Annotated in this window: 20 protein-coding genes; 7 read left to right on the forward strand and 13 right to left on the reverse strand. The window is 63.5% G+C overall.

Annotated elements, in window-relative coordinates; all coding sequences use genetic code 11:
• Window positions 1-10 precede the first annotated feature (10 nt).
• The 10 genes from CDV44_RS09930 to CDV44_RS09975 form a co-directional block, all read right to left on the reverse strand.
• Entirely contained in the window at window positions 11-751 is a 741-nt protein-coding gene (locus tag CDV44_RS09930) for a class I SAM-dependent methyltransferase (RefSeq protein WP_087687865.1), read from the reverse strand.
• 136 nt (window positions 752-887) lie between these two features.
• Window positions 888-1,883: an NADP-dependent oxidoreductase gene (locus CDV44_RS09935; RefSeq protein ID WP_087687866.1), complete on the reverse strand. Its 996-nt coding sequence runs from the start codon at window positions 1,881-1,883 to the stop codon at window positions 888-890.
• Between the two features lie 14 nt (window positions 1,884-1,897).
• The gene (locus CDV44_RS09940; protein ID WP_058378362.1) at window positions 1,898-2,338 is read right to left on the reverse strand and encodes a PaaI family thioesterase; all 441 of its coding nucleotides are present in this window, start codon (window positions 2,336-2,338) and stop codon (window positions 1,898-1,900) included.
• A 208-nt stretch (window positions 2,339-2,546) separates the two neighbouring features.
• Window positions 2,547-3,152, reverse strand: a complete 606-nt coding sequence (gene pncA / locus CDV44_RS09945) for a bifunctional nicotinamidase/pyrazinamidase (RefSeq protein WP_087687867.1) — start codon at window positions 3,150-3,152, stop codon at window positions 2,547-2,549.
• Between the two features lie 33 nt (window positions 3,153-3,185).
• A complete protein-coding gene (locus CDV44_RS09950; protein ID WP_087687868.1) occupies window positions 3,186-5,282 on the reverse strand; it encodes a 3-hydroxyacyl-CoA dehydrogenase NAD-binding domain-containing protein in 2,097 nt (698 codons plus the stop codon).
• A 94-nt stretch (window positions 5,283-5,376) separates the two neighbouring features.
• Window positions 5,377-6,135, reverse strand: a complete 759-nt coding sequence (locus tag CDV44_RS09955) for an ABC transporter ATP-binding protein (RefSeq protein ID WP_087687869.1) — start codon at window positions 6,133-6,135, stop codon at window positions 5,377-5,379.
• Complete coding sequence (locus CDV44_RS09960; protein WP_087687870.1) at window positions 6,128-6,952, reverse strand: ABC transporter ATP-binding protein; 825 nt, start codon at window positions 6,950-6,952, stop codon at window positions 6,128-6,130. Before CDV44_RS09960 ends, CDV44_RS09955 begins: the two co-directional genes overlap by 8 nt.
• Before the next feature lie 11 nt (window positions 6,953-6,963).
• The gene (locus CDV44_RS09965) at window positions 6,964-8,292 is read right to left on the reverse strand and encodes a branched-chain amino acid ABC transporter permease (protein ID WP_249277482.1); all 1,329 of its coding nucleotides are present in this window, start codon (window positions 8,290-8,292) and stop codon (window positions 6,964-6,966) included.
• Between the two features lie 140 nt (window positions 8,293-8,432).
• Window positions 8,433-9,389 carry a branched-chain amino acid ABC transporter permease gene (locus tag CDV44_RS09970; protein ID WP_087687871.1) on the reverse strand — a complete coding sequence of 319 codons (957 nt, stop codon included), beginning with the start codon at window positions 9,387-9,389 and terminating at the stop codon, window positions 8,433-8,435.
• A 262-nt stretch (window positions 9,390-9,651) separates the two neighbouring features.
• Window positions 9,652-11,283: a 3-(methylthio)propionyl-CoA ligase gene (locus tag CDV44_RS09975; RefSeq protein WP_087687872.1), complete on the reverse strand. Its 1,632-nt coding sequence runs from the start codon at window positions 11,281-11,283 to the stop codon at window positions 9,652-9,654.
• A 319-nt stretch (window positions 11,284-11,602) separates the two neighbouring features.
• On the opposite strand from CDV44_RS09975, the gene CDV44_RS09980 reads away from it, so the two are divergent.
• From CDV44_RS09980 to CDV44_RS10005, 6 genes are all read left to right on the forward strand, one after another.
• A complete protein-coding gene (locus tag CDV44_RS09980; RefSeq protein WP_087687873.1) occupies window positions 11,603-13,150 on the forward strand; it encodes a YdiU family protein in 1,548 nt (515 codons plus the stop codon).
• Between the two features lie 136 nt (window positions 13,151-13,286).
• The gene (msrB, locus tag CDV44_RS09985; RefSeq protein WP_087687874.1) at window positions 13,287-13,721 is read left to right on the forward strand and encodes a peptide-methionine (R)-S-oxide reductase MsrB; all 435 of its coding nucleotides are present in this window, start codon (window positions 13,287-13,289) and stop codon (window positions 13,719-13,721) included.
• Between the two features lie 115 nt (window positions 13,722-13,836).
• On the forward strand, window positions 13,837-14,247 hold the full coding sequence (locus tag CDV44_RS09990; protein WP_150684331.1) for a YgiW/YdeI family stress tolerance OB fold protein: 411 nt from the start codon (window positions 13,837-13,839) through the stop codon (window positions 14,245-14,247).
• A gap of 169 nt (window positions 14,248-14,416) precedes the next feature.
• A complete protein-coding gene (locus tag CDV44_RS09995; protein ID WP_087687876.1) occupies window positions 14,417-14,950 on the forward strand; it encodes a septation protein A in 534 nt (177 codons plus the stop codon).
• 21 nt (window positions 14,951-14,971) lie between these two features.
• Entirely contained in the window at window positions 14,972-15,235 is a 264-nt protein-coding gene (locus tag CDV44_RS10000; protein WP_087687877.1) for a BolA family transcriptional regulator, read from the forward strand.
• Between the two features lie 63 nt (window positions 15,236-15,298).
• Complete coding sequence (locus tag CDV44_RS10005; RefSeq protein WP_087687878.1) at window positions 15,299-16,093, forward strand: peptidylprolyl isomerase; 795 nt, start codon at window positions 15,299-15,301, stop codon at window positions 16,091-16,093.
• 98 nt (window positions 16,094-16,191) lie between these two features.
• On the opposite strand, the gene CDV44_RS10010 is transcribed toward CDV44_RS10005, so the two are convergent.
• The 3 genes from CDV44_RS10010 to purL form a co-directional block, all read right to left on the reverse strand.
• Entirely contained in the window at window positions 16,192-17,943 is a 1,752-nt protein-coding gene (locus CDV44_RS10010; RefSeq protein WP_087687879.1) for a hypothetical protein, read from the reverse strand.
• Window positions 17,944-17,955: 12 nt separating this feature from the next.
• Window positions 17,956-18,585, reverse strand: a complete 630-nt coding sequence (locus tag CDV44_RS10015; protein WP_087687880.1) for a hypothetical protein — start codon at window positions 18,583-18,585, stop codon at window positions 17,956-17,958.
• Window positions 18,586-18,763: 178 nt separating this feature from the next.
• Window positions 18,764-22,795 (reverse strand): phosphoribosylformylglycinamidine synthase, encoded by a 4,032-nt coding sequence (gene purL, locus CDV44_RS10020; protein WP_087687881.1) that lies wholly within the window; start codon window positions 22,793-22,795, stop codon window positions 18,764-18,766.
• A 251-nt stretch (window positions 22,796-23,046) separates the two neighbouring features.
• Here purL and CDV44_RS10025 point away from each other — a divergent pair, with 251 nt between their 5' ends.
• Window positions 23,047-24,321, forward strand: coding sequence for a D-amino acid dehydrogenase (locus CDV44_RS10025; protein ID WP_087687882.1), 1,275 nt, complete (start codon window positions 23,047-23,049; stop codon window positions 24,319-24,321).
• Window positions 24,322-24,515 lie beyond the last annotated feature (194 nt).

Genomic DNA, 24,515 nt, shown 5'->3' on the forward strand with positions numbered 1-24,515 from the left:
CCTGAGTGGGTTACGCCCTTGGTTTCCTCGCGACAACGTTCACCAACGTCTCTTCGCGCTCGCCAAACACTCGGCGTCGCTGCAACCTCAGGCGTTCGAGCAGCCCGAAGTCCTTCGCCCGACTCCACCACAGGTACGGGTAAGAGACATTGTCTCGCTCGAACGTAAATCCCGCCTCGCGAATCATGTCAAGGTAACCCTCGGCGCTGCGCTGAACGTGCATCGGATGGCGGAACAATAACCTGATCACCCACGACCGAATGTAGGCCTCTGTCGACTCGGCGAAGCACAGCAAACCACCCGGCTTGAGCACACGATGGAATTCGGCCAGCGCCGCTTCCTGATAGACGAGATGGTGGAACGTCTGATGGCAGAAGACGATATCGCAACTGGCATCGGGCAAAGGAATCGCCGAACAATCGCCCGAATGCAGCTCGACCGGGACCCCGGCATTTCGCGCATGGACTTGTGCATCCGTCAGCGCCGGTGCGAAACAGTCGAGCCCGATCAGACGTGACGGCTTGAAATAACGATGCAGGAGCGGCAACGACTGACCGTGGCCGCATCCGGCATCGAGTACGACGGGTGCCTGAGGCATCGTGCCGTCTGCCAGTTGCAACAAGTCCTCGATGGCCACGCGCAGCACGTGATGGCGCCAGGTATATGTCTTGAGAAACCAATTCCCGAAGCGGGTTTCGGGAACGAACGCCTTTGCAGACGATACGGAAGACGAATTGGCAGCAGTGGTCACAATAGCGAGTACCGTTCGGGCGGCTTATCTGTAGGGATTCCGCTATTGTGCCAACTGCCTCCTTCCATGGAAAGGACGTGAATAACAATACTCCTGAAATTCAGGGGTACTTGATAAACTTGGGAAGAATCCCGCCCTATACCAACCGCACGATCTGCTTCCCGAAGTTCTCCCCCTTGAGCAAACCGAGAAACGCAGCCGGTGCACTCTCCAGCCCCTGCGTCATCGTCTCGCGGTAGTGCAACTCGCCAGCGGCGATGGCGTCGGTCAATTCCGCCAGCGCCTGCGGCCAGATATCCAGATGCTCGGTCACGATGAAGCCTTCGAGCTTCACGCGGTTCGTCAGCAGCAACGCCGGGTATTTCAGCGGCGCCGGCTGGCCGTCATAGCCGGCGATCATGCCGCACAACGCGATGCGTGAATGGGCGTTGATATTGCCCAGCACGGCATCGAACACCGCGCCACCCACATTCTCGAAGTAGCCGTCGATACCGTCGGGTGCGGCCGCACGCAGCGCCTCGTAAAGATTGCCCGCCTTGTAGTCGACGCACGCATCGAAGCCCAGCGTTTCGGTGACATAGGCGCACTTCTGCGGACCACCAGCGATACCCACCACGCGACAACCCATGCGCTTGGCCAGTTGGCCCACCACACTGCCCACGGCGCCGGATGCCGCGCTCACGGCTACGGTCTGCCCCGCCTTGGGCGCGATGATCTTGTTCAGGCCGTACCACGCAGTGACCCCCGGCATGCCGGCAGCCCCCAGATACACACTCATCGGCACGCGCACGGCATCAACGCGGCGCAGATTGCTGCCGTCGGAAATGCCGTACTCCTGCCACCCGAACATCGCGGTGACGGCATCGCCCGGTTGCCAGTCGGGATGGCGCGACTCGATCACCTCGCCGACCGTTGCACCGACCATAACGGCATCGAGCGGCTGCGGTGGCGCGTACGACTTGGTGTCGTTCATGCGGCCACGCATGTAGGGGTCGAGTGACAGATAGAAGTTGCGCACCAGCACTTGCCCGTCACCGAGTTCGGGGAGTTCGGGGGCGGCAAGGTGGAAATTGTCCAGCGTGGCCTCGCCCTTGGGACGTGAGACCAGCAAAATCTGGCGGTTGATCGTCATGACATACGCTCCGGTTAGTCGCCCTGCGGATCGTCGGGACGTCGCTGCTGGCGAACCTCACGGCCCACCGCCAGACGACGCAGATACTTGAACGTGCCCATAGCCTTTGCAACGAGCTTGCCGTTGGCGTCGCGCACTTCGCCTTCGCAATACGCCATCGTCGTCGAGCGATGCAGCACGCGCCCGAAAGCGCTCATTTCGCCGGAACCCGGCTGCATGAAACTCGTCTTCATTTCGATGGTGACCACTCCGCTGCCTTCCGGCGCGGTGCTGCGGCTCGCCGTGCTCAACGCCACGTCGAGAAGTGCCATCGTGACCCCGCCATGCATCACCTCCCAACTGTTCAGATGCTGGGGCGCGAGCTTGAGTCGAAGTTCCGATTCGCCACCCTCGGCGCGCAGAAGTTCGATGCCAAGGTGATCGATAAACCCGGAGCGAATCGATAGCGTGCTCATCGCATGTTCTCCCGGCTCGTACGGCGGGCGCCACGTTGGCGCGCCGCAAGTCGATCAAGTGTTCGGTAAAACGTGTCCATCGTCATTTCGTCAGCTAGGGACGCAAGTCAGTGTCATTGCGCCCGGAATGGGTGATTCGTTGAATTAGTGCACATCGTGCGCATAGGTGGCGCTCACGGCATACGTGGGGTGTCGGTGCACAACGCGCTCATTCGCGCCCCACGCCCGCTTCGGCCAGTGACGTCCATGCCTTCGCAAGCGACCCATTCAGGTCGATGGCGCGACAGGCATGCTCGATCAAACAGACATCGAAGCCTGCGGCCTTGGCATCGAGCGCACTCCACGCCACGCAGAAGTCGGTCGCGAGGCCCACACAGTGCACTCGCCGGACACCTTTGTCGCGTAAATAACCGGCGAGTCCCGTCGGCGTCTTGCGATCCGCTTCCAGAAATGCGGAATAGCTGTCCACCCCCACGTGATAGCCCTTGCGCACGATCGCCTGCGCCTGCGGAATGTGCAGTCCCTCGTGCAACGCCGCGCCACGGGAGTCCTGCACGCAATGCGTCGGCCACAGGACTTGGTCGCCGTAGGGCAGCGAAATGGTCTCGAACGGCTGGCTGCCGGGGTGATTCTCCGCAAACGAGACGTGCCCCGACGGATGCCAGTCCTGCGTGAGCACCACGTGCGAGAAGCCCCCCGCCAGTGCGTTGATTGCCGGCACGACCTCGTCGCCGTGCGGCACCGCCAGCGCACCGCCCGGCATGAAATCGTACTGCACGTCGATCACGAGCAAGACTTCGTCCATCGGTTTCATTGCATTCTCCTGCGGGTTCGCCACCTACCGGGCTCACCCGTTAAAGCGCTTGCCGCTCTCGGCCAGTTCGACGAGGCGCGCCGCGGGCGTCCAGTCTTCACCGTGAACACCGGCTTCGAACTCGCGCACGCGCGCCAGCACCTTATCGAGTCCGACGGTATCGGCATAAAGCATCGGCCCGCCCCGCCACAACGGGAAACCATAGCCGTTCAGGTACACCATATCGATATCGGACGCGCGCGCCGCCGTGCCATCGGCCAGCACCTTGGCGCCCTCGTTGACCAGCGCGTAGACGAGTCGTTCGACAATCTCGTCATCGGTGAACGAGTGCGGCACGATGCCGTGCTCGCGACGATAGTCGTCAATCATCTGTCCGACTTCGGCTGACTCACGCGGCGTGCGGTCGCTATCGGCGTAGTTGTACCACCCCGCATGCGTCTTCTGACCATATCGGCCCGCTTCGCAAAGCACGTCGGCAATTTTCGGATAGACCAGCCCCGGCTGCTCGGCATGGCGCCGCTTGCGAATGGCCCAGCTCACGTCATTGCCCGCCAGATCGCTGGTACGGAACGGGCCCATCGCGAAACCGAAGCGCTCGATCGCGGCGTCGATTTGCGCGGGCGATGCACCCTGCTCCACCATCCATTGCGATTGCTTGAAATACGGCTCAAGCATGCGGTTGCCGATAAAGCCGTCGCAAACACGGGCCACCACCGCAAGCTTGCCGATGCGCTTGGCCAGCTTCATGACGGTCGCCAGCACGTCGTGGCCGGTGCGTGCGCCACGTACGACTTCGAGCAGCCGCATGATGTTTGCGGGGCTGAAGAAATGCATGCCGATGACGTCTTGCGCACGGCCCGTGGTTGCCGCCAAGGCGTCCAGATCCAGCGTGGAGGTGTTGGACGCAAGAATTGCGCCCGGCTTTGCCACCTTGTCGAGCTCGCGAAACACCACCTGCTTGATCGACATGTCTTCATAGACAGCTTCGACAATGAGATCAGCGTCCGCCACAGCGTTGAAGTCCGAGCTGCCGTGAATCCGTGCGAGGCGCTTCTGCGCCTCGTCGGCCGCCAGCCTGCCTCGCGTCACCGCGCGCGCGTAGTTGCCCCGCATCGCGTCGAAACCGCGCGCAAGTGCGCTGTCAGTCGTGTCGACCAGCGTCACGGGGATGCCCGCATTCGCAAATGTCATCGCGATACCGCTGCCCATGGTGCCAGCGCCAATCACCGCCACACGATCAATGGTGCGCAGCGGCGTGTCGTCAGGCACATCGGCGATCTTGGCCGCTGCACGTTCGCCCAGAAAGGCGTGTCGCAGGGCCTTGGACTCCGGCGATGTCACCAGTGAAACAAAGCATTCCCGCTCGAACTTCACGCCCTCGTCGAACGGACGCGCGAGCGCGGCTTCAACGGCTGCCACACATTTCTGGGGCGCGGGGAAATGCGGTTGTTCGCGCAGCACCTTCTCGCGTGCGGCGTCGATAGCCGTTTGTGTCGAACCGTCGGCGTCGTCGATCTCGACGTCACGCAGGCGCGGCAGGGCCTCGCCGCGTGCCGCCACATCGTTCGCGAAGGCAATCGCACCCGTCAGAAGATCGTCGTGAGTGCCTTCGAACATCTTGGCAAACAGCGAGCCGACGAGCGCTTCCGACTTGACGACCTTGCCCGTGACCACCATATCGAGCGCGCGCGTCACGCCGATCGCACGCGGCAGGCGCTGCGTACCGCCCGCGCCGGGCAGCAGCCCGAGCTTGACCTCGGGCAGCGCGATTTGCGCGCCGGGCAGCGCCACGCGGTAGTGGCACGCGAGCGCGAGTTCCAGCCCGCCGCCCATGGCCACCGCATGCACGGCGGCAACCACCGGCTTCGCGCAAGCGTCCAGCGCATTGATCACATCGACGAGCAGCGGGCTTTGAGTCGCTTTCGGTGTGTTGAATTCACGAATATCGGCACCGCCGGAGAATGCCTTGCCGCCGCCGATCAGCACGATGGCACGCACTTGTGCGTCGGCCTGTGCATTGGCCAGCCCTTCGGCGATACCGGCGCGCGTTGCGTGTCCCAGCCCGTTGACCGGGGGATTCTCCAGCGTGATGACGGCTACGCCATCACGGACTTCATATGCCGTGCTCATCGTTGTCTCTTTCCTTATTGTTGGTGTCGTTGGGGGTACCGCCAGCGCGTGATTCAGCGCAGTGCGGCGAAACGATCGTTCGATTCTAGCGCAGCTAGACTTCAAGCCATTCGGCACGAATGTCGTGTGCCCGTGCGAGTTCGTCGGGCGTCCCCTCGAACACCAGTGCCCCGCGCCCCATCACCGCCACCCGTTGTGCGCAACTGAGCGCGAGCGACAGCTTTTGCTCGATCAGTAATATGGCAACACCCGAAGCGCGGAGTTCGGTCAGAATTCGGCCAATCCGCGCCACCACACGCGGCGCCAGCCCTTCGGTCGGCTCATCCACGATCAGCAAATCGGGGCCGGCCATCAACGCGCGGCACAGCGACAGCAACTGCTGCTCGCCCCCCGAGAGCGACGCCGATGGTGCGTGCCGGCGTGGCGCCAGTTCCTCGAAGCGCTCGAAGGCTTCTTCCAAGGTCAACGCACGGTTTGTCCGCATGGGCGCCGGGGAATGGCCATGTTCACGCGCATTGCCACGCACGGAGGCGCGTCCTGCCTGCGACCCTCGCTGGCCAAGCAGCAAATTCTGCGCCACCGTCAGCGGCCCGAACACATCGCGTGTCTCGGGCACGTAGCCGATGCCGAGCCGGGCGATCTGGTGCGGCGCCAATGACGTGAGCGACTGGCCCTGCCAGCGGATGTCGCCCTGCCGGGGAAGCTGCCCCATGACGGCGCGAGCGAGCGTCGAGCGTCCCGCCCCGTTGCGCCCCAGCACGGCGAGGATCTCACCCGGGGCAACGTGCATCGTCACCCCATTGAGCACGCGGGCGCCCCCATACCCGGCAGTCAGGTTGATCACCTCAAGCATCGTGCCTCCCCTCGGTCGACGACGCGCCGAGGGTGTCCGCATACTCGCCGAGATAGGCCGTCCGCACGTCCGGGTGCTCACGAATACGCGCCGGCACATCGCACGCGATGATCTTGCCGCGTGCCAGCACCGCGATTCGGTCAGCTAGCGAAAACACGACCTGCATGTCGTGCTCGATCATCAATAACGAACGTCCACGACTGAGTTCGGCAATAAGGGCCACCACCCGCGCCGATTCGGACTGACTCATCCCTGCGGTCGGTTCGTCGAGCAACATCACCTGCCCTGCGGCCGCGGCGCACAAGCCGATTTCGAGAACCCGTTGTTCGGCATAGCTCAATGCACCTGCGGGGTCGTCGCGGCGCGTGTCCAGCCCCAGCCGGACCAGCCAGTCTTCACTGATTGCCGTGACATCGCGCAACCCTCGCATGCTTCGCCAGAACGTGTAGCGGTGCCCGCTCGGCCACAGTGCCGCACAACGCAAGTGGTCGACAACGCTCGTCTCCAAAAACAGTTGAGATGTCTGAAAACTTCGCGACAAGCCCAGTCGGCTAATGAGGTGAGGCGCCCGGCCGGTCACGTCACGCGCCCCCAGCAAAACGCGACCGCTATCCGGCGACGTGCGCCCTGAGATCACATCGAAGAGCGTGCTCTTGCCCGCGCCGTTCGGGCCGATGATGGCCAGCCGCTCGCCGGGGGCCAGCGTGAGATCGACTTCGTCGAGCACCTGCGTGCGGCCAAATGATTTACGCACGCCGCGCACGCTGAGGATCGGCTGCGCTCCCGGGCTCGCGCTCCCCGCACTCCCCGCACTCATTTGCCTGCGCCTCATGGCTGATCTCCGGCGCCGCGGGCTAACCGGCCGACTTGGCCGGCGACCTGACGAACGGCGCCAATCAGGCGAGGCCACGCGCGATACAGCCACGCCGCCCCCAGCATCAGGCTCAGCATTGCAACGCCCCATCGCGCCCAGACGTTCGACGCGCCCGCGCTGCCCAGCCATGATTGTCCGGGGTCGATCGCACTGGCGACGGCGAGTCGAATGCCATAGGTCATTTCGACCACGGCGATCAAACCGCCGACAGCCATGGCTAACCCCGCGCATACGGCCAGATACGGTCGCCAAAGACGTCGTACCGTGTCTTGACGAAGCGTTTGCAACACCCGCATGTGTCCGGCCACCAACCCGGCCACACCGCCCGGCGCAAACACCACGACAGCGAGAAATCCCAGCCCCAGATAAAGCTGCCACGCCCGTGTCATCGTCGCCAGTACGACCGTCGCGAATACGCCGATCACCGCGCCGACCATCGGTCCGGCAAAGTAGGCCGTGCCGCCCAGCACGGTGAATACCAGCACCACGCCGGAACGTTCAAGACTGAAAGTGTCTGCGCTCGCCAATTCGAAATTAAGCGCCCCAAGCGACCCTGCCACGCCAGCAAACGCAGCGGCAATGATCTGCATCCGGTAGCGGACCGCTGCGGGCGATTGCCCCAGAAACGCGACTCGCCCCGCGTTATCTCTCACAGCGCGCGCGAGAAAGCCCAAGGGGGTACGGGTGACGCCATACATCAGTGCCGCGCAGATGAAGAGCCAGACGGCGACGAGTCCGTAGACCTCGCGTTGCGAGCCGAACGTCAGCCCCAGCCACGGCGCACCCAGTGTCCGGTCGGTGGCAATGCCGCGTTCGCCGCCGAACCACTCGGGCAACATCGCCGCGACGACCCAGACCAACTCGGCAACGCCCAGCGTGATCATCGCGAACGTCATGCCTGCGCGGCGCGTGGTGACAAAGCCAAGCGTCGCGCCCGCCAACGCCCCGGCTGCCGCCCCGGCCAGCGGTACGACGAACATCGAGACAGGCAACGCGCCCGCCCCGATGCGGTTCATGCACCAGACGCCGGCGTACGCGCCGATACCCGCGTAGGTCGCATGGCAAAAGCTCAGCAACCCCGTCGACCCCAGCAACAAGTTGAATGACAACGCCAGAATGGCTGCGGTGCCCATCTGCGTCATCAGCGTCAATGCCGCCTCTGACGGAAAGCACCACGGCAAGAGCGCGAGCAGCAACGCAAAGCCTGCCCAGATCGCAATGTTCTGGCCCGCCGACAAATGCAACGTCGGTGGTCCCGGTGGCCTCGGTGACATCGGCGACATTGCTGCCCTCGGTGCCCTGAATACGGTCGCCACCGATGCGTTCGGCGAGTCGGGCAAATCGGGCGAATCGGACGAATGGGGCGAATCGGACGTATCGCCTTCCACCGGGCGGCGGGACGGGTTATCTGCGGCGTCGCGCATCATCCCTCCCGCACGCCGAGCAGCCCGCGCGGACGCCACAACAGCACCGCCACCATCAGCAAGTACGGCACCGCCGGGGCCAGTTGCGCCAGTGTCAGGCGGGCGACCGGCGACAGCACGTCAAAGATCGCGCCCTGTGCGGCCGATGGCCACCATGGCGCGAGACTCGCGTCGCTCGTGACTGCCCACGTCTGCAAGATACCAATCAGCAGCGACGCGGCAAACGCACCGCTTAGTGAACCGAGCCCACCGACCACCACCACAACGAATACCACGCTGCCAACCGTTGCGGCCATGCCCGGCTCGGTCACCAGCACATTGCCGCCCGCCGCGCCTGCCAGCGCCGCCAACGCGGCCCCACAAGCGAATACGCCGGTATAAAGCGCTGGCACGTCGTAACCGAGTGCCTGTGTCATGGCCGGTTGTGCCAACGCGGCCTGCAACACGAGCCCGGCACGCGTGGCACGAAACGCCCCCCAAACCAGCGCGGCCACCGCGCACGCGAGCGCCATCAGAAACAGTCGATAAGCGGGGATGGCAACGCCCAGCACCTCGACCAACACGCCCTCGAACGCCGTCGGCACCGCGTAGTCAACGGGCCCGCGTCCCCAGACGAGTTGCACCAGTTCCACAACGATGTACGCGAGACCGAAGGTCGCCAGCAGTTCGGCCAACGCGCCACGCGTGCGCAGCCGTCGCAAGACGCCTCGCTCGAACACCGCCCCGAATACGCCGACGATGACGGGCGCCAACACCAGCGCCGGCCAGAAACCCAGCGCGGACGACAGTGCGTAGGCAAAGTACGCCCCAAGCATGTAGAAACTGGCATGCGCGAAGTTCAGCACGCCGAGCATGCTGAAGATCAACGTGAGCCCGCTCGAAAGCATGAACAACAGCAAGCCGTAACTCACGCCGTTCACGAGGACGAGGCCAGCCGTGGCGCTCAGAAAATGCACTGCGACTCCTTGGTCAATTTCTTACTTCGAGGCAAACGAAAGACGAACGAAATACGAACAAAACACAAACGAAATACGAACGAAAGACGCGGCAAACAGGGCCGCGTTGAACGAAAATCTGGCTGACATTATAGGGGGCGCAGGCCGCTGGAATAGCGGCCGATCTGCCGGAAAATGGCGTCGTGACTTGCTTTTGAGGTGGCACCTGCACCCCGCTTCGGAGTTTTCCGAGAGGGGTGAGGTCATGGCGCGTGCCGGCCCCCTATGGCGCCGCCTGATAGTCCCGGAATCGCTCCCGCAACTTGAGCTTGAGCATCTTGCCGGTGGCCGTGTGCGGAATCTCGTCGACAAACACGACATCGTCGGGAATCCACCACTTCACGACGCGCCCTTCGTAGAAGGCCAGCACATCTTCGCGTGTGAGCGAAGAACCCGGCTTGCGCACGACCACCAGCAGCGGGCGCTCCTCCCACTTCGGATGGCGCACGGCGATACAGGCCGCCTCGTGAATCTCGGGGTGTGCCATCGCGATGTTCTCGACGTCGATCGAGCTGATCCACTCGCCGCCGGACTTGATCACATCCTTGCTGCGGTCGGTGATCTGTACGTAGCCCTCGGGATCGATGGTGGCCACATCGCCCGTCGGGAACCAGCCGTCGACCAGCGGCGACGTGTCGGCACGGAAATAGCGGTCGAGCACCCATGGCCCCCGCGTATACAGATCGCCGAACGCCTTGCCATCCCACGGCAGTTCCTCGCCCTCGGGCCCGACGATCTTCAGATCGACACCGTAAATAGCCGTCCCCTGCTTCTCCAGAATGTGTTGCTGATCCTCGGCCGGCAGTTCGCGATGGTGCTTGCGCAGATGGCAGAGTGTGCCGAGCGGCGACATCTCGCTCATGCCCCACGCGTGGATGACACGCACGCCATAGTCCTTTTCGAACGTGGTCAGCATCGCGGGCGGGCACGCCGAGCCGCCGATCACCGTGCGCTCCAGCGTCGAGAATCGCGCACCGATCGATTTCACGTACGTCAGCAGCCCCAGCCAGACCGTCGGCACGCCCGCCGAGAAGGTCACGCCCTCGGCTTCGAACAATTCGTAAATCGACTTGCCGTCGAGGTCTTTACCGGGGAATACGAGCTTCGCGCCGACGAGTGCGCTCGAGTACGGCATGCCCCACGCGTTGACGTGGAACATCGGCACGACGGGCAGCACGGCATCGCGCGCCGACATGGCCATGGCGTCGGGCAGCGACGCACCGAACGCATGCAACACCGTCGAGCGGTGACTGTAGAGCACGCCCTTGGGGTTGCCGGTGGTACCCGACGTGTAGCACAGCCCGGACGCCGTTTTCTCGTCCATTTCGGGCCAAACGTAGGTGTCGGCATCTTCGGCGGCCAGCAGGTCTTCGTAGCACAGCAACGGTAGCGTCGACGCAGGCAGATGCGCGCGGTCGGTCATGGCGATCCAGCCCTGCACGCCCGGGCATTGCGGCGCAATGGCTTCGACCAACGGCATGAAGTTGATGTCGAACGCCACGTAGCGGTCTTCGGCGTGATTGACGATGAACGCAATCTGCTCGGGAAACAGGCGCGGGTTGATCGTGTGGACCACGCTGCCCATGCCCGAAACGCCGTAGTAAAGCTCAAGGTGGCGATAACCGTTCCATGCCAGCGTGCCGACGCGCTCGCCGTCACCCACGCCGAGCCGGCGCAGGGCAAGGGCAAGCTGTCGCGAGCGGCGCTCGGCGTCACGCCATGTGTAGCGATGGATGTCGCCTTCCACGCGACGCGAGACGATCTCGGTGTCGCCGTGGTGGCGCGCGGCGTGAGTCAGCAACGAAGAAATCAGCAGCGGCGCGGCCATCATCTGGCCGAGGAGCGGTGGTGCCATGCGTCGAATCTCCAGAAAAGTCGGGACTACCGGAATATCGGGATACGTCTGGGCTACGGCTATGAGCTGTGAATATGTTCGATGAGCACGGCGCGTGACAGGCTGGCACGTCTGATGCGTGCATTCATGGTGCCACGCAGCCCGATTCTTGACGCGCCCGAGCCATCGGTCAACGCCGATCGCTTGTGCGGCGCAGCACGGCGGCTCGCCTCGCACCCTCGCCGTTCTCGCCAAAGTGCGCTGGCAAAGCCCTCGCAGCGCGGCAGCAAGCGCCGGACACCTCAAGTAGAATGTTTGTTCACCATCAGGAACGTCCCCAATGTCGGCATCAGACCGCCCCGCAAGCGCTTCTCCGGCTTCACCAGCCGCACCGGCCGCCCCTTCGTCGCTCAGGAATTTCGGCCCGCTGAATCTCGCGAACCGGTTTGCGTCGCTTGGTCCGAACTTCTACACCCGCCTCTCCCCTCAGCCGTTGCCCGAGCCCTATCTGGTCGGCTTCTCAGCCGATGCCGCCCGCCTGCTGGGCTGGTCGCCCGACGCAGCGCGCGATCCGGAGTTTCTCGCGACGTTTGCCGGCAATCAGCCGCTCGCCGGCGGTGACCCGCTCGCCAGCGTCTACTCCGGGCATCAGTTCGGTGTCTGGGCCGGCCAACTCGGCGACGGCCGCGCGCTGCTGCTGGGCGAAGCCGATGGCGCCGGTGGCCGTTGGGAAATCCAGCTCAAGGGCGGCGGGCTCACGCCTTATTCGCGCATGGGCGACGGCCGCGCCGTCCTACGCTCGTCGATTCGGGAATTTCTCTGCTCGGAAGCCATGTTCCATCTGGGCGTGCCGACGACACGCGCGCTGTGCGTGGTCGGCTCGGACGCCCCGGTGCGCCGCGAAACGATCGAGACGGCTGCGGTCGTGACGCGTCTGTCGCCGAGCTTCATCCGCTTCGGTCACTTCGAACACTTCTGGGCCGCGGGTCAGCACGACGCGCTGCGCCAGCTCGCCGACTTTACGATCGATCACCACTATCCGCATTGCCGCGAGGCCGCCAATCCCTATCTCGCCTTGCTCGAAGCGGTGTGCGAAGCGACGGCCGAGCTCATCGCGCATTGGCAGGCCGTCGGCTTCTGTCATGGCGTGATGAATACCGACAACATGTCGATTCTCGGCCTGACGATCGACTACGGGCCTTTCGGCTTTCTCGACGCGTTCAACGCGCACCACATCTGCAACCACTCGGACACGCAGGGCCGTTACGCCTATCAGGCGCAGCCGAACGTGGCGTACTGGAACTTGTTCTGCCTCGCGCAAGCGCTGCTGCCGCTGTTTGGTGAAGGCGACGCCGCCATCGAGCTGGCGCAATCGGCGTTGCCCGTGTTCAAGACGCGTTTCGCCGAAGAAATCGACCTGCGCATGCGCGCCAAGCTCGGGCTGCGCGAGTCGCACGCTGACGACGAGGTGCTCATCAATCGCCTGTTCAAGCTGATGCACGAGGGACGCGTGGACTTCACGCACCTGTTCCGCACGCTTGCCACGCTGCAACTCGACAATCCGGCGGCCGATGCGCCGTTGCGTGACATGTTTATCGACCGGGCGGGCTTCGACGCGTGGGCCGTCGACTATCGCGCTCGTTTGCGGCATGAGGCCAGTGCCGATGCCAAGCGCGCCGTTGCGATGCGTCTGGTGAATCCGAAATACGTGCTGCGCAACCATCTGGCCGAAGTCGCCATCCGACGGGCCGATGAGAAGGATTTCTCGGAAGTGGACACGCTGCTGCGCGTGCTCTCGCGGCCGTACGATGAACAGCCGGAATTCGAGCGCTACGCCGAACTGCCGCCCGACTGGGCCGGTCAGTTGGAAGTGAGCTGTTCCTCGTAATTCACACCTCACTAGAATTGACGGAAACAAGCATCGATCACTGACGCATTGCGATCGGGGGAATTATCCCAATATGCAACTCGTCAGATGACACCCGGATCATAGAAATCCGGGTATCAAAACTCAGGAGAATTTCATGAGCAAAGTGGAAAAGAGCGATGCCGACTGGCGCGCCCAACTCGATGACGTCGAGTATCAGGTCACCCGCAACGCCGCGACCGAACGCGCCTTCACCGGCCGTTACTGGGATCACTGGAAAGACGGGACGTATCGGTGCGTTTGCTGCGGTGAACCGCTCTTCCAATCGACGGACAAATTCGACGCAGGTTGCGGCTGGCCCAGCTACAGCAAGCCGGTCGAGGGTGCCGGCGTCGACGAAATCATGGATTACAGCCACGGCATGGTCCGCGTAGAAGTGCGCTGCCGTAACTGCGACGCCCATCTGGGTCATGTCTTCGAAGACGGCCCGGCGCCGACCGGTTTGCGGTACTGCATCAACTCGGCATCGCTGAATTTCGATGACAAGGAAGGCAACCCGGCGCCGGATGACAAGGCTGGAAAAAGCGACTGACGCGTGAGCGCCGCAGCGGACGTTGGCTCGTCGGCGCGGTTCAGGGAAGTCACCGATTGCGGTTCGGTATTCTGCTATGCTGAGTTTCCTCTATCAACAACAAGGAACGCCTCTCATGTCCGTGCAAAAGACTCGCTTCGCCATGCTTCTCGCCTCGGCAGCCGCTCTCGGCGCGCTGTCGGCCACGCCGGCTATCGCGCAGTACACGGGCCCCGGCGCCCCGCCCGCAGCGGCTGTCGCCGTGCCGTCGGTCATGCCGAGTGTCGTCTCTGTCCAGCAAGCGTTGTCCGCCCCTGACGACGCGCAAGCCGTCATCGAAGGCTTCATCGTCAACCGCATCAAGCACGAGCACTACACGTTCCGCGACGACGCGGGTCACACCATCGAAATCGAACTCGACGACAAGTATCTGCCGCCGGGCGTCAAGATCGACGACAAGACCCGCGTTCGCATCACGGGCGAAGTGGACCGCCACCGTCATCGTCCGAGCGACATCGACGTCAAGCGACTCGAAATCATTCGATAAGCGCCGTCTTCCGGCTGCCATCCGCGCCCGGAAAGCGGTGCTTTGAAAACAGGGGCTTTGAAATATAATGCGGGTTTGCCGCCCGGTGAGATTCAACGGCGCGCGTTCAAGGCGCGTTCGACGTCCACACCTCAGGCCGGCAAGCCCGTAGCCCCCAAGTCGAGACCTCATGAAATTTCTGTTCGACCTGTTACCGGTCATTCTGTTTTTCGTCGCCTTCAAGTTCGCCGGCATCTACATCGCCACGGGCATTGCGATCGCCACCACGATCGTGCAAGTTGCCTGGATGTGGCTGCGTCACCGCAAAGTCGAGCCGATGCAATGGGTCAGCCTCGCCATCATCGTGGTGTTCGGCGGCGCCACCATCTGGCTGCACAACGACACCTTCATCAAGTGGAAGCCCACCGCGCTTTACTGGATGTTCGGCATCACGCTGTTCGTGGCTGAACTCATGTTCGACAAGAACCTGATTCGCGCCATGATGGAAAAGCAAATGGCGCTGCCCGAGCATCTGTGGCGTTCCGTGAATTTCAGCTGGGCGCTCTTCTTCCTCGCGATAGGTGCGCTCAATCTGGTGATCGCCTATCAGTTCTCGACCGACACCTGGGTGAACTTCAAACTCTTCGGCGGCATGGGCCTCATGGTGGTGTTCATCGTCGTGCAGAGCCTCTGGCTCGCGAAGTACATCAAGCAAGACGAGTAACCTGCGACCGGAACCGACACCATGACCATGGAACAGCAAATCGAGGCGCGCCTCACGGCCGCCCTCACCCCGATCGAGATGGTTCTCGAGAACGACAGCGCGCGTCACGCCGGCCATGCCGGTGCGGCGTCCGGCGGGCATTACAACCTTCGCATCGTCTCGCCCGCCTTTGCCGGTCGCAACCGCGTGGCGCGGCATCGGCTGGTGTATGATGCGCTTGCCGATTTGATGCAGAACGGCATTCACGCCCTCGCCATCGTCGCGCTCGCCCCTGGCGAAGCGTAAGAACGCGTGCGACGCGTCCCCCGTCGATTAACCTTGCCTCCGTCATTCGTTAGGAAAAACAGCATGGCATTGAAACTCGCCCGCACGGCATTGGCGCTCGCCGCCACCGTGTCGCTGACCGCCGTATCCCTTCCCGCACTTGCCCAGAATGTCGCCGTCGTGAACGGCACGCCGGTGCCCGTCAAGCGCGCCGATGCGATGGTGCGTGAAATGGTCCGTCAGGGCCAGCCGAACTCGCCGCAACTGCAACAGCAAGTGCGCGAAGAGCTGGTCAAGCGCGAAATTCTCGCGCAGGAAGCCGTGCGCCAGGGTCTGGCAAGCGACGCCGACGTGAAGGCTCAGGTCGAACTGGCCAAGCAAGGCGTGCTGATCCGCGCACTGATCACCAACTTCCAGAAGACGTCGCCGGTCACCGATGCCGATGTGCAGGCGCGCTATGACCAGTTGAAGAAGCAGTTCGGCGACAAGGAATACCACGCTCGTCACATCCTCGTGCCGAGCGAAGATACGGCCAAGGAAATCATCGCCAAGCTCAAGGCCGGTGCCAACTTTGCCGATCTGGCCAAGCAGTACTCGAAGGACCCGGGTTCGGCGCAAAACGGCGGTGACCTCGACTGGTCGCCGGCCAATGCCTACGTGCCGGAATTTGCCGACGCGCTGCAAAAGCTCCAAAAGGGTCAGTACACGCAGACCCCGGTGAAGACCTCGTTCGGCTATCACGTCATCGAACTCGACGACTCGCGCGACGCGCAGATCCCGCCGCTCGCCGACGTCAAGCCGCAGCTCGTGCAGCAAATGCAGGAAGAGAAGCTTCAAAACTTCATCGACGGTCTCGAGAAGAAGGCCAAGATCCAGTAAGGATCGCCGGCGTCTTGTCAGACATGCGTCAGATACGAAAAACCCGCCAGCTGGCGGGTTTTTTGTTGATGCGCGAAGACAATCTCCACATCGTCCCGTCACTGCCCGTTCCGCTTCAATCCTTCGGGACCGGAGTTGCCGGTTAGCGCGCCGCCACGCGGGGCACTCGATAACGCGCCTGTCGGTGGCGACACCGGTGTCGATAAGACGGCAATCTGGTCATCCGGCACGTAGACGAAAACGCCGCCCGCTGCCGCGGTCGGATTGACACGAATCACAGGGAGAAAGCGCCCCGTCTGTGTCAGATAGTCCTGTTGCAGATAGCGCGCCTGCGCCACACCATCATCCACCGAGATGAACGCTTCGAGCGGCAAGCTCAGCGGAATATTCTGCGGCCACGGCCGGATCACCAACTCGTTGTAGGCGTGCCGAAGTGGATTCTCGTTCGGGAAATGCCGACGTGCCTCGATACTCAGTTGGAAACTCGCTGCATCGGGGCGAAACGGACATTGCGTGCCAAGCGACGTGGTCAGATAGTGGGCCTGCCACGCCGCAATCGTGGTCACGCCCATCTCGTCACAGAACCGGTGATCGGCGTTGCTGTAACAACTCTCGTAACGCGACCCTGTCCATCCATCAGAAGGAAATTCACAGCGCACTGTCAGCGGGTATCCCGTTGGCGCAGCGGCCTCTCGCATGATGAACCCCGTGCCACCGCGCGCGTCGATCAGCGACGTCACCCCCGCGTCCGCCCGCATATAGGAGAACGGAACCCCATCTCGCCCCACTGAACTGGGACTCGGGTTCCATGCATGAAATTCCGCCGAAGCCGCAGCAATGCGTACGATCACGCCATTGCAGTAGAACGCCGGCCGCCCCCCGGGACACGTCGAAGACACATCGGCATAGCGCGCGTTCAACCGCGCGGCGACGCGAAACCCCTCATCGAGCTGATCGGTTTCATCAAAGCCATAGGTGGCGCCCTGCGGTGGCCCAAACCCCATGCGCAAGATCGGCACCCACGCGCCGGTCGCATCGAAGTATTGCTTTTGGTAACGCTGCGCCTGAATGAGTTGTCCACCGTGACTGACGTCGTAGAAGAACGCCTGCACGGGAATCGTCTCCGGTTTTGCCGGGTCCCATGCCGCGACGAGTACGTTGTTCGGCCCCGCTGCCAGCGCATCGGTCACCAGTGCATGCGCGTCGAGCGACGCCTTGAACTGTTTCGCCACAATCGCACTGAACGAGCACTGCCGGTTGACGTCGCTGCCGTTGCCAGCGAATAACGTCATCCAGCCCGGCGCATCCGTCACGCCGTTGGGCAGGCAAGAACTCAGGTCCGGCGGTGACGCTGCGGCCGTCGCCAGCAAATCGCAGCCGTGCGACGCCGTGTCCGCTGCGGGCGTTACCGCCACCGGGTAAGCACAGCGCACATCGAGCGGCTTGCCCCACCCCGCCGCCGTCAATCCATCTGCGAGAATAAAACCCGCGCTCGTTGCCAGCCCGCTGGTACGCAAATCATGTCTCACGTAGGCAACGTTGGCCGATTGCGACGCCAACTCCTCTGCCGTCAGTTGTGCAAACGGCTGCGAAGCGTCCCCCGGCAGCGCGCGCATCAGCACGCCAGAGCACATCCATGCGGGACGATTGAGCGCGCACTGCGTCACGCTCGACTGATAGCGCTGGTTGACCAGATACGCAACATCGGCGCCGGTGAGCGCGTGAACTGGCAGCGCCCACAATCCGGCAAGCACAAGGGCGATGACCATCACGGCACTGCGTGCGCTGCGTATGTTGAGTAGCCGAGCGCTCAACGTGCGGCTGCCGGCGAAACCAGCGAGGTGCCACATGACAAGACTCCCTTACAACGCCACCCTCAACACTCTCGAGAACAGATACGGGTCACTCGCCGTCGTGCCGATCGCGTACGTGATGAATACCGTCGTCCCGGCGCTCTCGCTCACCCACCCTGCGGGAATGTTGAACGTGTTCGCCAGTCCGGGCACGACCGCCTGAAGTTCGGTATCGCGAACGACGCGCCCTTCCCAGCGCACCCGAGCGGTTTGCCCGACCACTTGCGTGCCATACAGGACGGTGACTTGCGTGCGACCGGCATTGATGGTCGGCATGGGTAACGGCGTCCCCTGAACTCGCAGGTTCAGCGCGTCGGAGATTTCGATGGGGCTGCTTCCGCGCTTGACGCTGAACGTGACCGCCACGGTATTGCCAATGGCGTCGAGCACTTCGCGGCGCGGCACCCGCAACGCGACGCGCGCGGGAATCGTGACCGTCCAGATTGACGTGTCGTAGACGGACGACGGTCCTCGCCACCGACCGCCAACCGTTTGCCCGGCGGCCATGCCGTCGTATTGCGGGACTTCGATGTGCACGAATTCGCGATCGTAAAAATCGTCGACCAGCAGTAGGTCGCCGTTACCGCCCGTGGCTTCGAGTATGCCGGGCTTGAGGTTCACGATCGATTCGATTTCCATGACACGCTCCTGAAGGTTCACGCTCGTATCAGGCCACGCGCACCACGGGCGCAACAACTGTCAACGTTGACAGGCGCACACTGAGCGCACGCCCAATAAAAAAACCGCCTGCCCCGTGACAGGACAGGCGGTTTTTACGTCACCGACGCCGTAGCGCCGTCAGACGAAATACAACGTTTTACGCAACCCAGCGACGTGCGTTGCGGAACATGCGCATCCACGGGCTGTCTTCGCCCCACTGCGCCGGTGCCCAGCTCATCTGCACGGTGCGGAACACGCGCTCGGGGTGCGGCATCATGACCGTGAAGCGGCCGTCGGCCGTCGTCACCGACGTGAGACCGCGCGGCGAACCGTTCGGATTGAACGGATACTGCTCGGTCGGCTGTCCACGGTGATCGACAAAGCGCATCGCGGCGATTGCCTGATCGATGTTGCCCTGCTGACCGAAGTTGGCGAAGCCTTCGCCGTGCGCGATCACGATCGGCAGTTGCGAGCCGGCCATGTCCTTGAAGAACAACGACGGCGAATCAAGCACTTCAACTTGCGTCAGACGCGCTTCGTACTTCGACTGGTTGTACGTGAACTTCGGCCACGCACCCGCGCCCGGAATCAGGTTCGACAAGTTGCTCATCATCTGGCAACCGTTGCACACGCCCAGCGCGAACGTGTCGGCACGGTTGAAGAAGCCCGCAAACTGCTCGGCCAGTGCCGGGTTGAACAGAATCGTCTTCGCCCAACCTTCACCCGCACCCAGCGTATCGCCGTACGAGAAACCACCGCAGGCGATAAAGCCCTTGAAGTCTTCCAGCGCCTGACGGCCTGCCAGCAGGTCGCTCATATGCACGTCGTACGCTTCGAAGCCGGCCTTGTCGAGGACATAGGCCATTTCCAAATGCGAGTTCACGCCTTGCTCGCGCAGCACGGCCACCTTCGGGCGCGCACCGGTCGCGATGAACGGCGCGGCGATGTCTTCGTTCGCATCAAACGTGAGCTTCGGCGAGAGGCCCGGATCGCTGGTGTCGTTCAGCGCTTCATATTCCGCATCGGCGGCAGCCGGGTTGTCACGCAGACGCGCAATACGCCAGCTCACTTCCGACCACAGGCGTTGCAGTTCGGCACGCGGGGCACCGAATACTTTCTTCGCATCGCGATAGATTTCGATGACGTCGTTCGGGTTCGGCTTGCCGATCACGTTCGTGCAGGCCGACAGACCGGCTTCGCGCAGCGCTTGCAACACCGCGTCGCGATCGCTCGCGCGCACCTGAATCACACCGCCGAGCTCTTCGGAGAACAGCGCACGCAGCGTCTTGTCTTCGCGACGGCCAACAGTCTGCTTCGCCCAGTCCTTGGCGTCGCCGTAATCCGACTCGAAGCCCTCGTCCAGCGTGAGCATGTCGACGTTGAGCGATACGCCCACGTGACCCGCAAACGCCATCTCGGCCACCGTGGCGAACAGACCACCATCCGAGCGGTCGTGGTAAGCGAGCAGCTTGCCGTCGGCATTGAGCTGCTGAATAGCGTCGAAGAAGCGCTTGAGATCAGCCGGATCGTCAAGATCCGGCGTGACGTCACCGATCTGCTGCGTCACCTGCGCGAGAATACTGCCGCCCAGACGATTCTTGTTGTGCCCCAGATCGATGGCAATCAGCACGGTCTCACCGGCTTCTGCGACCGAGCGCAGTTGCGGGGTGAGGTGGCTGCGCACGTCTTCGACCGGCGCAAACGCCGACACGATCAGCGACACCGGGGAGACCACGTCCTTGTTGCGGCCGCTGTCTTCCCACTTGGTACGCATCGACAACGAATCCTTGCCGACCGGAATCGAGAGACCCAGCGCCGGGCACAGTTCCATGCCCACGGCCTTGACCGTATCGAACAGCGCAGCGTCCTCACCCTCGGTACCGCAAGCCGCCATCCAGTTGGCCGACAGCTTGATCTGGTCGAGCGACTTGATCGGCGCAGCAGCGATATTGGTGATCGCTTCGCCCACGGCCATACGGCCCGAGGCCGGCGCGTCGATCACGGCGAGCGGCGTACGCTCGCCCATGGTCATCGCTTCGCCACGGAAACCGGCGTAATCCATCAACGAAATCGCGCAATCGGCCACCGGCACCTGCCACGGACCAACCATCTGGTCGCGTGCGGTCAGGCCGCCCACAGTACGGTCGCCAATGGTGATCAGGAACGACTTGCTCGCCACCGTCGGGTGACGCAGCACGGCGCGCGCGACTTCATCGAGCGACAGGCCGGTCACGTCGACCGGCGGGAATTCCGCCGTCACGCGCGTGACATCGCGGTGCATACGCGGCGGCTTGCCGAGCAGCACGTCCATCGGCATATCGACCGGGTCCGGCGATTCCGGATGCATCGGGTCGACCAGCTTCAGTTGACGTTCGTCGGTCGAGACACCGACCACGGCTACCGGGCAACGCTCGCGCTGGCAAACGGCCTGAAATGCCGGGAAGCTGTCCGGGGCGATGGCCAGCACGTAGCGCTCTTGCGCTTCGTTGCTCCAGATTTCGGCGGGCGACATGCCCGACTCTTCCAACTGCACCTGACGCAGATCGAACAGCGCACCCTTGCCTGCGCCGTCCACCAGTTCCGGGAAGGCGTTCGAGATACCGCCCGCGCCCACGTCGTGAATCGACAGGATCGGGTTGGCCTCGCCCTGGCGCCAGCACCAGTTGATGACTTCCTGCGCGCGACGCTCGATTTCCGGGTTGCCGCGTTGCACCGAGTCGAAGTCGAGTTCGGCCGTGTTGGTACCGGTCGCCATCGAGCTGGCAGCGCCGCCGCCCATCCCGATACGCATGCCCGGGCCGCCGATCTGAATCAGCAGCGTGCCGGCCGGCAGGTCGTTCTTGTGGGTGTGTTGGGCCGCAATGTTGCCCATGCCGCCGGCAATCATGATCGGCTTGTGATAGCCGCGCACGCGGCCAGCCACGTTTTGTTCGTAGGCACGGAAGTAGCCGCCGATGTTCGGACGGCCGAATTCGTTGTTGAACGCAGCGCCGCCGAGCGGGCCGTCGATCATGATTTGCAGCGGCGAAGCGATACGGTCCGGGCGGCCATAGTCGGCGCCGGTGTCATCGGGCTTGCGCAGCGACGGCGGCACGGCGACGTCGCGGTCGTTTTCCCACGGCTCACGCGCGTCCGGCAGGACCAGATTCGACACGGTGAAACCGGTCAGGCCCGACTTCGGCGTCGATCCACGGCCCGTCGCGCCTTCGTCGCGAATTTCGCCGCCCGCGCCCGTCGAAGCGCCCGGGAACGGCGAAATGGCCGTCGGGTGGTTGTGCGTCTCGACCTTCATCAGCGTGTGCGTGAGCTCGACGCTGCGGCCGTACTTGGCGTCGGCGCCGCGCGGATACCAGCGCTCGACCTCGGCACCTTCCATCACCGAGGCGTTGTCCGAATACGCGACCACCGTCCCTTGCGGGTGCAGTTGGTGCGTGTTCTTGATCATCTGGAACAGCGACTTGTCTTGCGCCTCGCCGTCGATGGTCCACTGGGCATTGAAAATCTTGTGACGGCAGTGCTCGCTGTTGGCCTGCGCGAACATCATCAATTCGACATCGGTCGGGTTGCGCTTCAGGGCGACGAAGGCTTCGACCAGATAGTCGATTTCGTCTTCGGCGAGCGCCAGACCCAGATCGCGGTTGGCCGCTTCGAGGGCGCTACGGCCGACGCCGATCACGTCGATCGTCTGCAACGGCTTGGCCGGCAGTTCGACGAAGAGCACTTCGGCGTCTTTACGGGTGGCGACCACGGTTTCGGTCATGCGGTCGTGCAGCACGTCGGCCACGCGCGCCAGCACGTCGGCGGGCAGCGACTTCTTGCCGCCCAGCAGGCCCGACTTCACGCCGACGGTGTATTCAACGGCGCGCTCGATACGGCGCACATCGGCAATGCCGCAGTTGTGGGCAATGTCGGTGGCCTTGCTCGCCCACGGCGAGATCGTGCCCAGACGCGGGATCACCAGCAACTGATCGCCGACCGGCTCTTCACGCACCGGTTCACCGTAGGTCAGCAGGCCGGCAACACGGGCCACGTCGTCGCTCGATAGCGGCGCGGCGCTGGCCACCAGATGCACGTAGCGCGCGTCAATACGCACGATCGAGCTGTCGATGGCTTGCAGGGTCTGCAAAAGACGTTGCTGGCGGAATTCGGAGAGCGCCAAGGCGCCGGCGAAGCAGGCAATGTGAGTCATGGAAGGACGGAAGGCGAGGCGTTCAAAACGCGGGGGAACGACAAACCGGGATTATACCCTGCTTACCCGGGGTTATACCCGAGTGAGAAACGTCTTCGCGCCCCGCCGCGGTCGCTCTCTGGTAACCTATGCCCCCCGTGACGAACACGCGCTGCCCAAGATTTATGGCACGCGGTCGGTTCAGTCAGGAGACACAGAACTACACTAACAAGCGGACGTACGGGCGTTCGCCACACACCAGACGGTTGGGAATGAAGGTCATCGTTATCGGCGGCGGGGTTATCGGCACTTGCACCGCCTACTATCTGGCCGCCGCGGGGCATACGGTTACGCTCGTCGAGCGCAACAGCACGGTCGCGCAGGAAAGCAGCTTCGGCAACGCCGGCGTCATTGCGCCCGGCTACGTGACGCCGTGGGCCGCCCCCGGCATGCCGCGCAAGCTGCTCGGCTACATGTTCAGTGCAGCGAGCCCCCTCATCTTCCGTCCCGGCCTGTCGCGCGGTACGTGGCGCTGGGCGTCGCGCTGGTTGCGCGAATGCAAGCTCGAGCGCTATCGCGCCAATCGCGAGCGTATGCAACGCATTGCGTTCTACAGCCAGCGCTGCCTGCACGAGCTGCGCGAGCAGCATCTCTTCGAATACGAACAAACGCAGGGGTACCTGCAACTGTTCCGTTCCGAGCGCGAAATCAAGATGAACGAACCGGCGCGCGCCATGCTCGCCGAGAACGAGGTGCCGCACCGCCTGCTCACGCCCGAGGAGTGCCGCAAGCTCGAACCCTCGATTTCGACCGATGCGCCGCTGGCTGGCGGGCTGCATCTGCCGCGCGACGAAACCGGCAACTGCCCCCTCTTCACCAAGCGCCTCGCCCAGATCGCCCGCGATATGGGCGTGACGCTCGCGACCGAAACGACCGTGCTGGCCGTGCGTCCGAATCTCGGGCGCGCCGGTGTGACCGTCGAGACCGCCAGCACCGCGCAGCCGCTGCAAATCACGTCGATGGAAGCCGATGCCGTGGTCATTGCGGCCGGCGTGGCAAGCACGGCGCTGCTGAAGCCGCTCGGCATCGATTTGCCGCTCTGGCCGATCAAGGGCTACTCGCTCACCGTGCCCGTGAAGAACGAAATGTTCAGCCCGCGCATCGCCGTGATGGACGAGTCCTACAAGACGGCCATCACCCCGCAGGGCAACCGGTTGCGTATTGCCGGTACGGCCGAGCTGGGCGACACCCAGTTGGTGCTGCGCGAGCGCGCCATCGCCACGCTCTACAAAGTGGCGACGGACTGGTTCCCGGGCGCCGGCAAGTACCGCGAGGCCCGTGCCTGGGTCGGTGCGCGTCCGATGCTGCCCGATGGTCCGCCGCTGCTCGGCGCTACGCACTTGCCCGGCATCTACCTCAATCTCGGCCATGGCTCGACCGGCTGGGCGATGGCCTGCGGCTCCGGGCGCGTGCTGGCCGACGTGATCTCCGGCCAGACGCCTGACATCGACCTCGACGGGCTTACGCTGGCCCGCTACGCTCACTAGGCTCCCTAGGCTCCCTAGGCTCACTGGCCCCACTGACTGCATCGATCGCCCGATCGTCCTGATGGCGCGCGCACCGAATGTGCGTGCGCTGTCAGTGAATGCCGACAGCCCATCGGGGAATGCGCTGGCAGGCACCCCGCTGCATTCACGGCATAATCGTCGAATTGCCGTCTGATTCGCTTCATTCGCTTGAT

The organism is Pandoraea sp. PE-S2R-1 (assembly GCF_002179865.1).
Classification (GTDB): Bacteria; Pseudomonadota; Gammaproteobacteria; order Burkholderiales; family Burkholderiaceae; genus Pandoraea.

What these genes read in the sequence shown, in the direction of transcription:
- CDV44_RS10000 (WP_087687877.1), top strand. Translation starts at nt 14,972, where the DNA reads ATGACCATGGAACAGCAAATCGAGGCGCGCCTCACGGCCGCCCTCACC.
- CDV44_RS09990 (WP_150684331.1), top strand. Translation starts at nt 13,837, where the DNA reads ATGTCCGTGCAAAAGACTCGCTTCGCCATGCTTCTCGCCTCGGCAGCC.
- CDV44_RS09940 (WP_058378362.1), bottom strand. Translation starts at nt 2,338, where the DNA reads ATGAGCACGCTATCGATTCGCTCCGGGTTTATCGATCACCTTGGCATC.
- CDV44_RS09965 (WP_249277482.1), bottom strand. Translation starts at nt 8,292, where the DNA reads ATGTCGCCGATGTCACCGAGGCCACCGGGACCACCGACGTTGCATTTG.
- CDV44_RS09950 (WP_087687868.1), bottom strand. Translation starts at nt 5,282, where the DNA reads ATGAGCACGGCATATGAAGTCCGTGATGGCGTAGCCGTCATCACGCTG.
- CDV44_RS10005 (WP_087687878.1), top strand. Translation starts at nt 15,299, where the DNA reads ATGGCATTGAAACTCGCCCGCACGGCATTGGCGCTCGCCGCCACCGTG.
- CDV44_RS09935 (WP_087687866.1), bottom strand. Translation starts at nt 1,883, where the DNA reads ATGACGATCAACCGCCAGATTTTGCTGGTCTCACGTCCCAAGGGCGAG.
- CDV44_RS09980 (WP_087687873.1), top strand. Translation starts at nt 11,603, where the DNA reads ATGTCGGCATCAGACCGCCCCGCAAGCGCTTCTCCGGCTTCACCAGCC.
- CDV44_RS09995 (WP_087687876.1), top strand. Translation starts at nt 14,417, where the DNA reads ATGAAATTTCTGTTCGACCTGTTACCGGTCATTCTGTTTTTCGTCGCC.
- msrB (WP_087687874.1), top strand. Translation starts at nt 13,287, where the DNA reads ATGAGCAAAGTGGAAAAGAGCGATGCCGACTGGCGCGCCCAACTCGAT.
- pncA (WP_087687867.1), bottom strand. Translation starts at nt 3,152, where the DNA reads ATGAAACCGATGGACGAAGTCTTGCTCGTGATCGACGTGCAGTACGAT.
- CDV44_RS09960 (WP_087687870.1), bottom strand. Translation starts at nt 6,952, where the DNA reads ATGAGTGCGGGGAGTGCGGGGAGCGCGAGCCCGGGAGCGCAGCCGATC.
- CDV44_RS09975 (WP_087687872.1), bottom strand. Translation starts at nt 11,283, where the DNA reads ATGGCACCACCGCTCCTCGGCCAGATGATGGCCGCGCCGCTGCTGATT.
- CDV44_RS10010 (WP_087687879.1), bottom strand. Translation starts at nt 17,943, where the DNA reads ATGTGGCACCTCGCTGGTTTCGCCGGCAGCCGCACGTTGAGCGCTCGG.
- CDV44_RS09955 (WP_087687869.1), bottom strand. Translation starts at nt 6,135, where the DNA reads ATGCTTGAGGTGATCAACCTGACTGCCGGGTATGGGGGCGCCCGCGTG.
- CDV44_RS10025 (WP_087687882.1), top strand. Translation starts at nt 23,047, where the DNA reads ATGAAGGTCATCGTTATCGGCGGCGGGGTTATCGGCACTTGCACCGCC.
- CDV44_RS10015 (WP_087687880.1), bottom strand. Translation starts at nt 18,585, where the DNA reads ATGGAAATCGAATCGATCGTGAACCTCAAGCCCGGCATACTCGAAGCC.
- purL (WP_087687881.1), bottom strand. Translation starts at nt 22,795, where the DNA reads ATGACTCACATTGCCTGCTTCGCCGGCGCCTTGGCGCTCTCCGAATTC.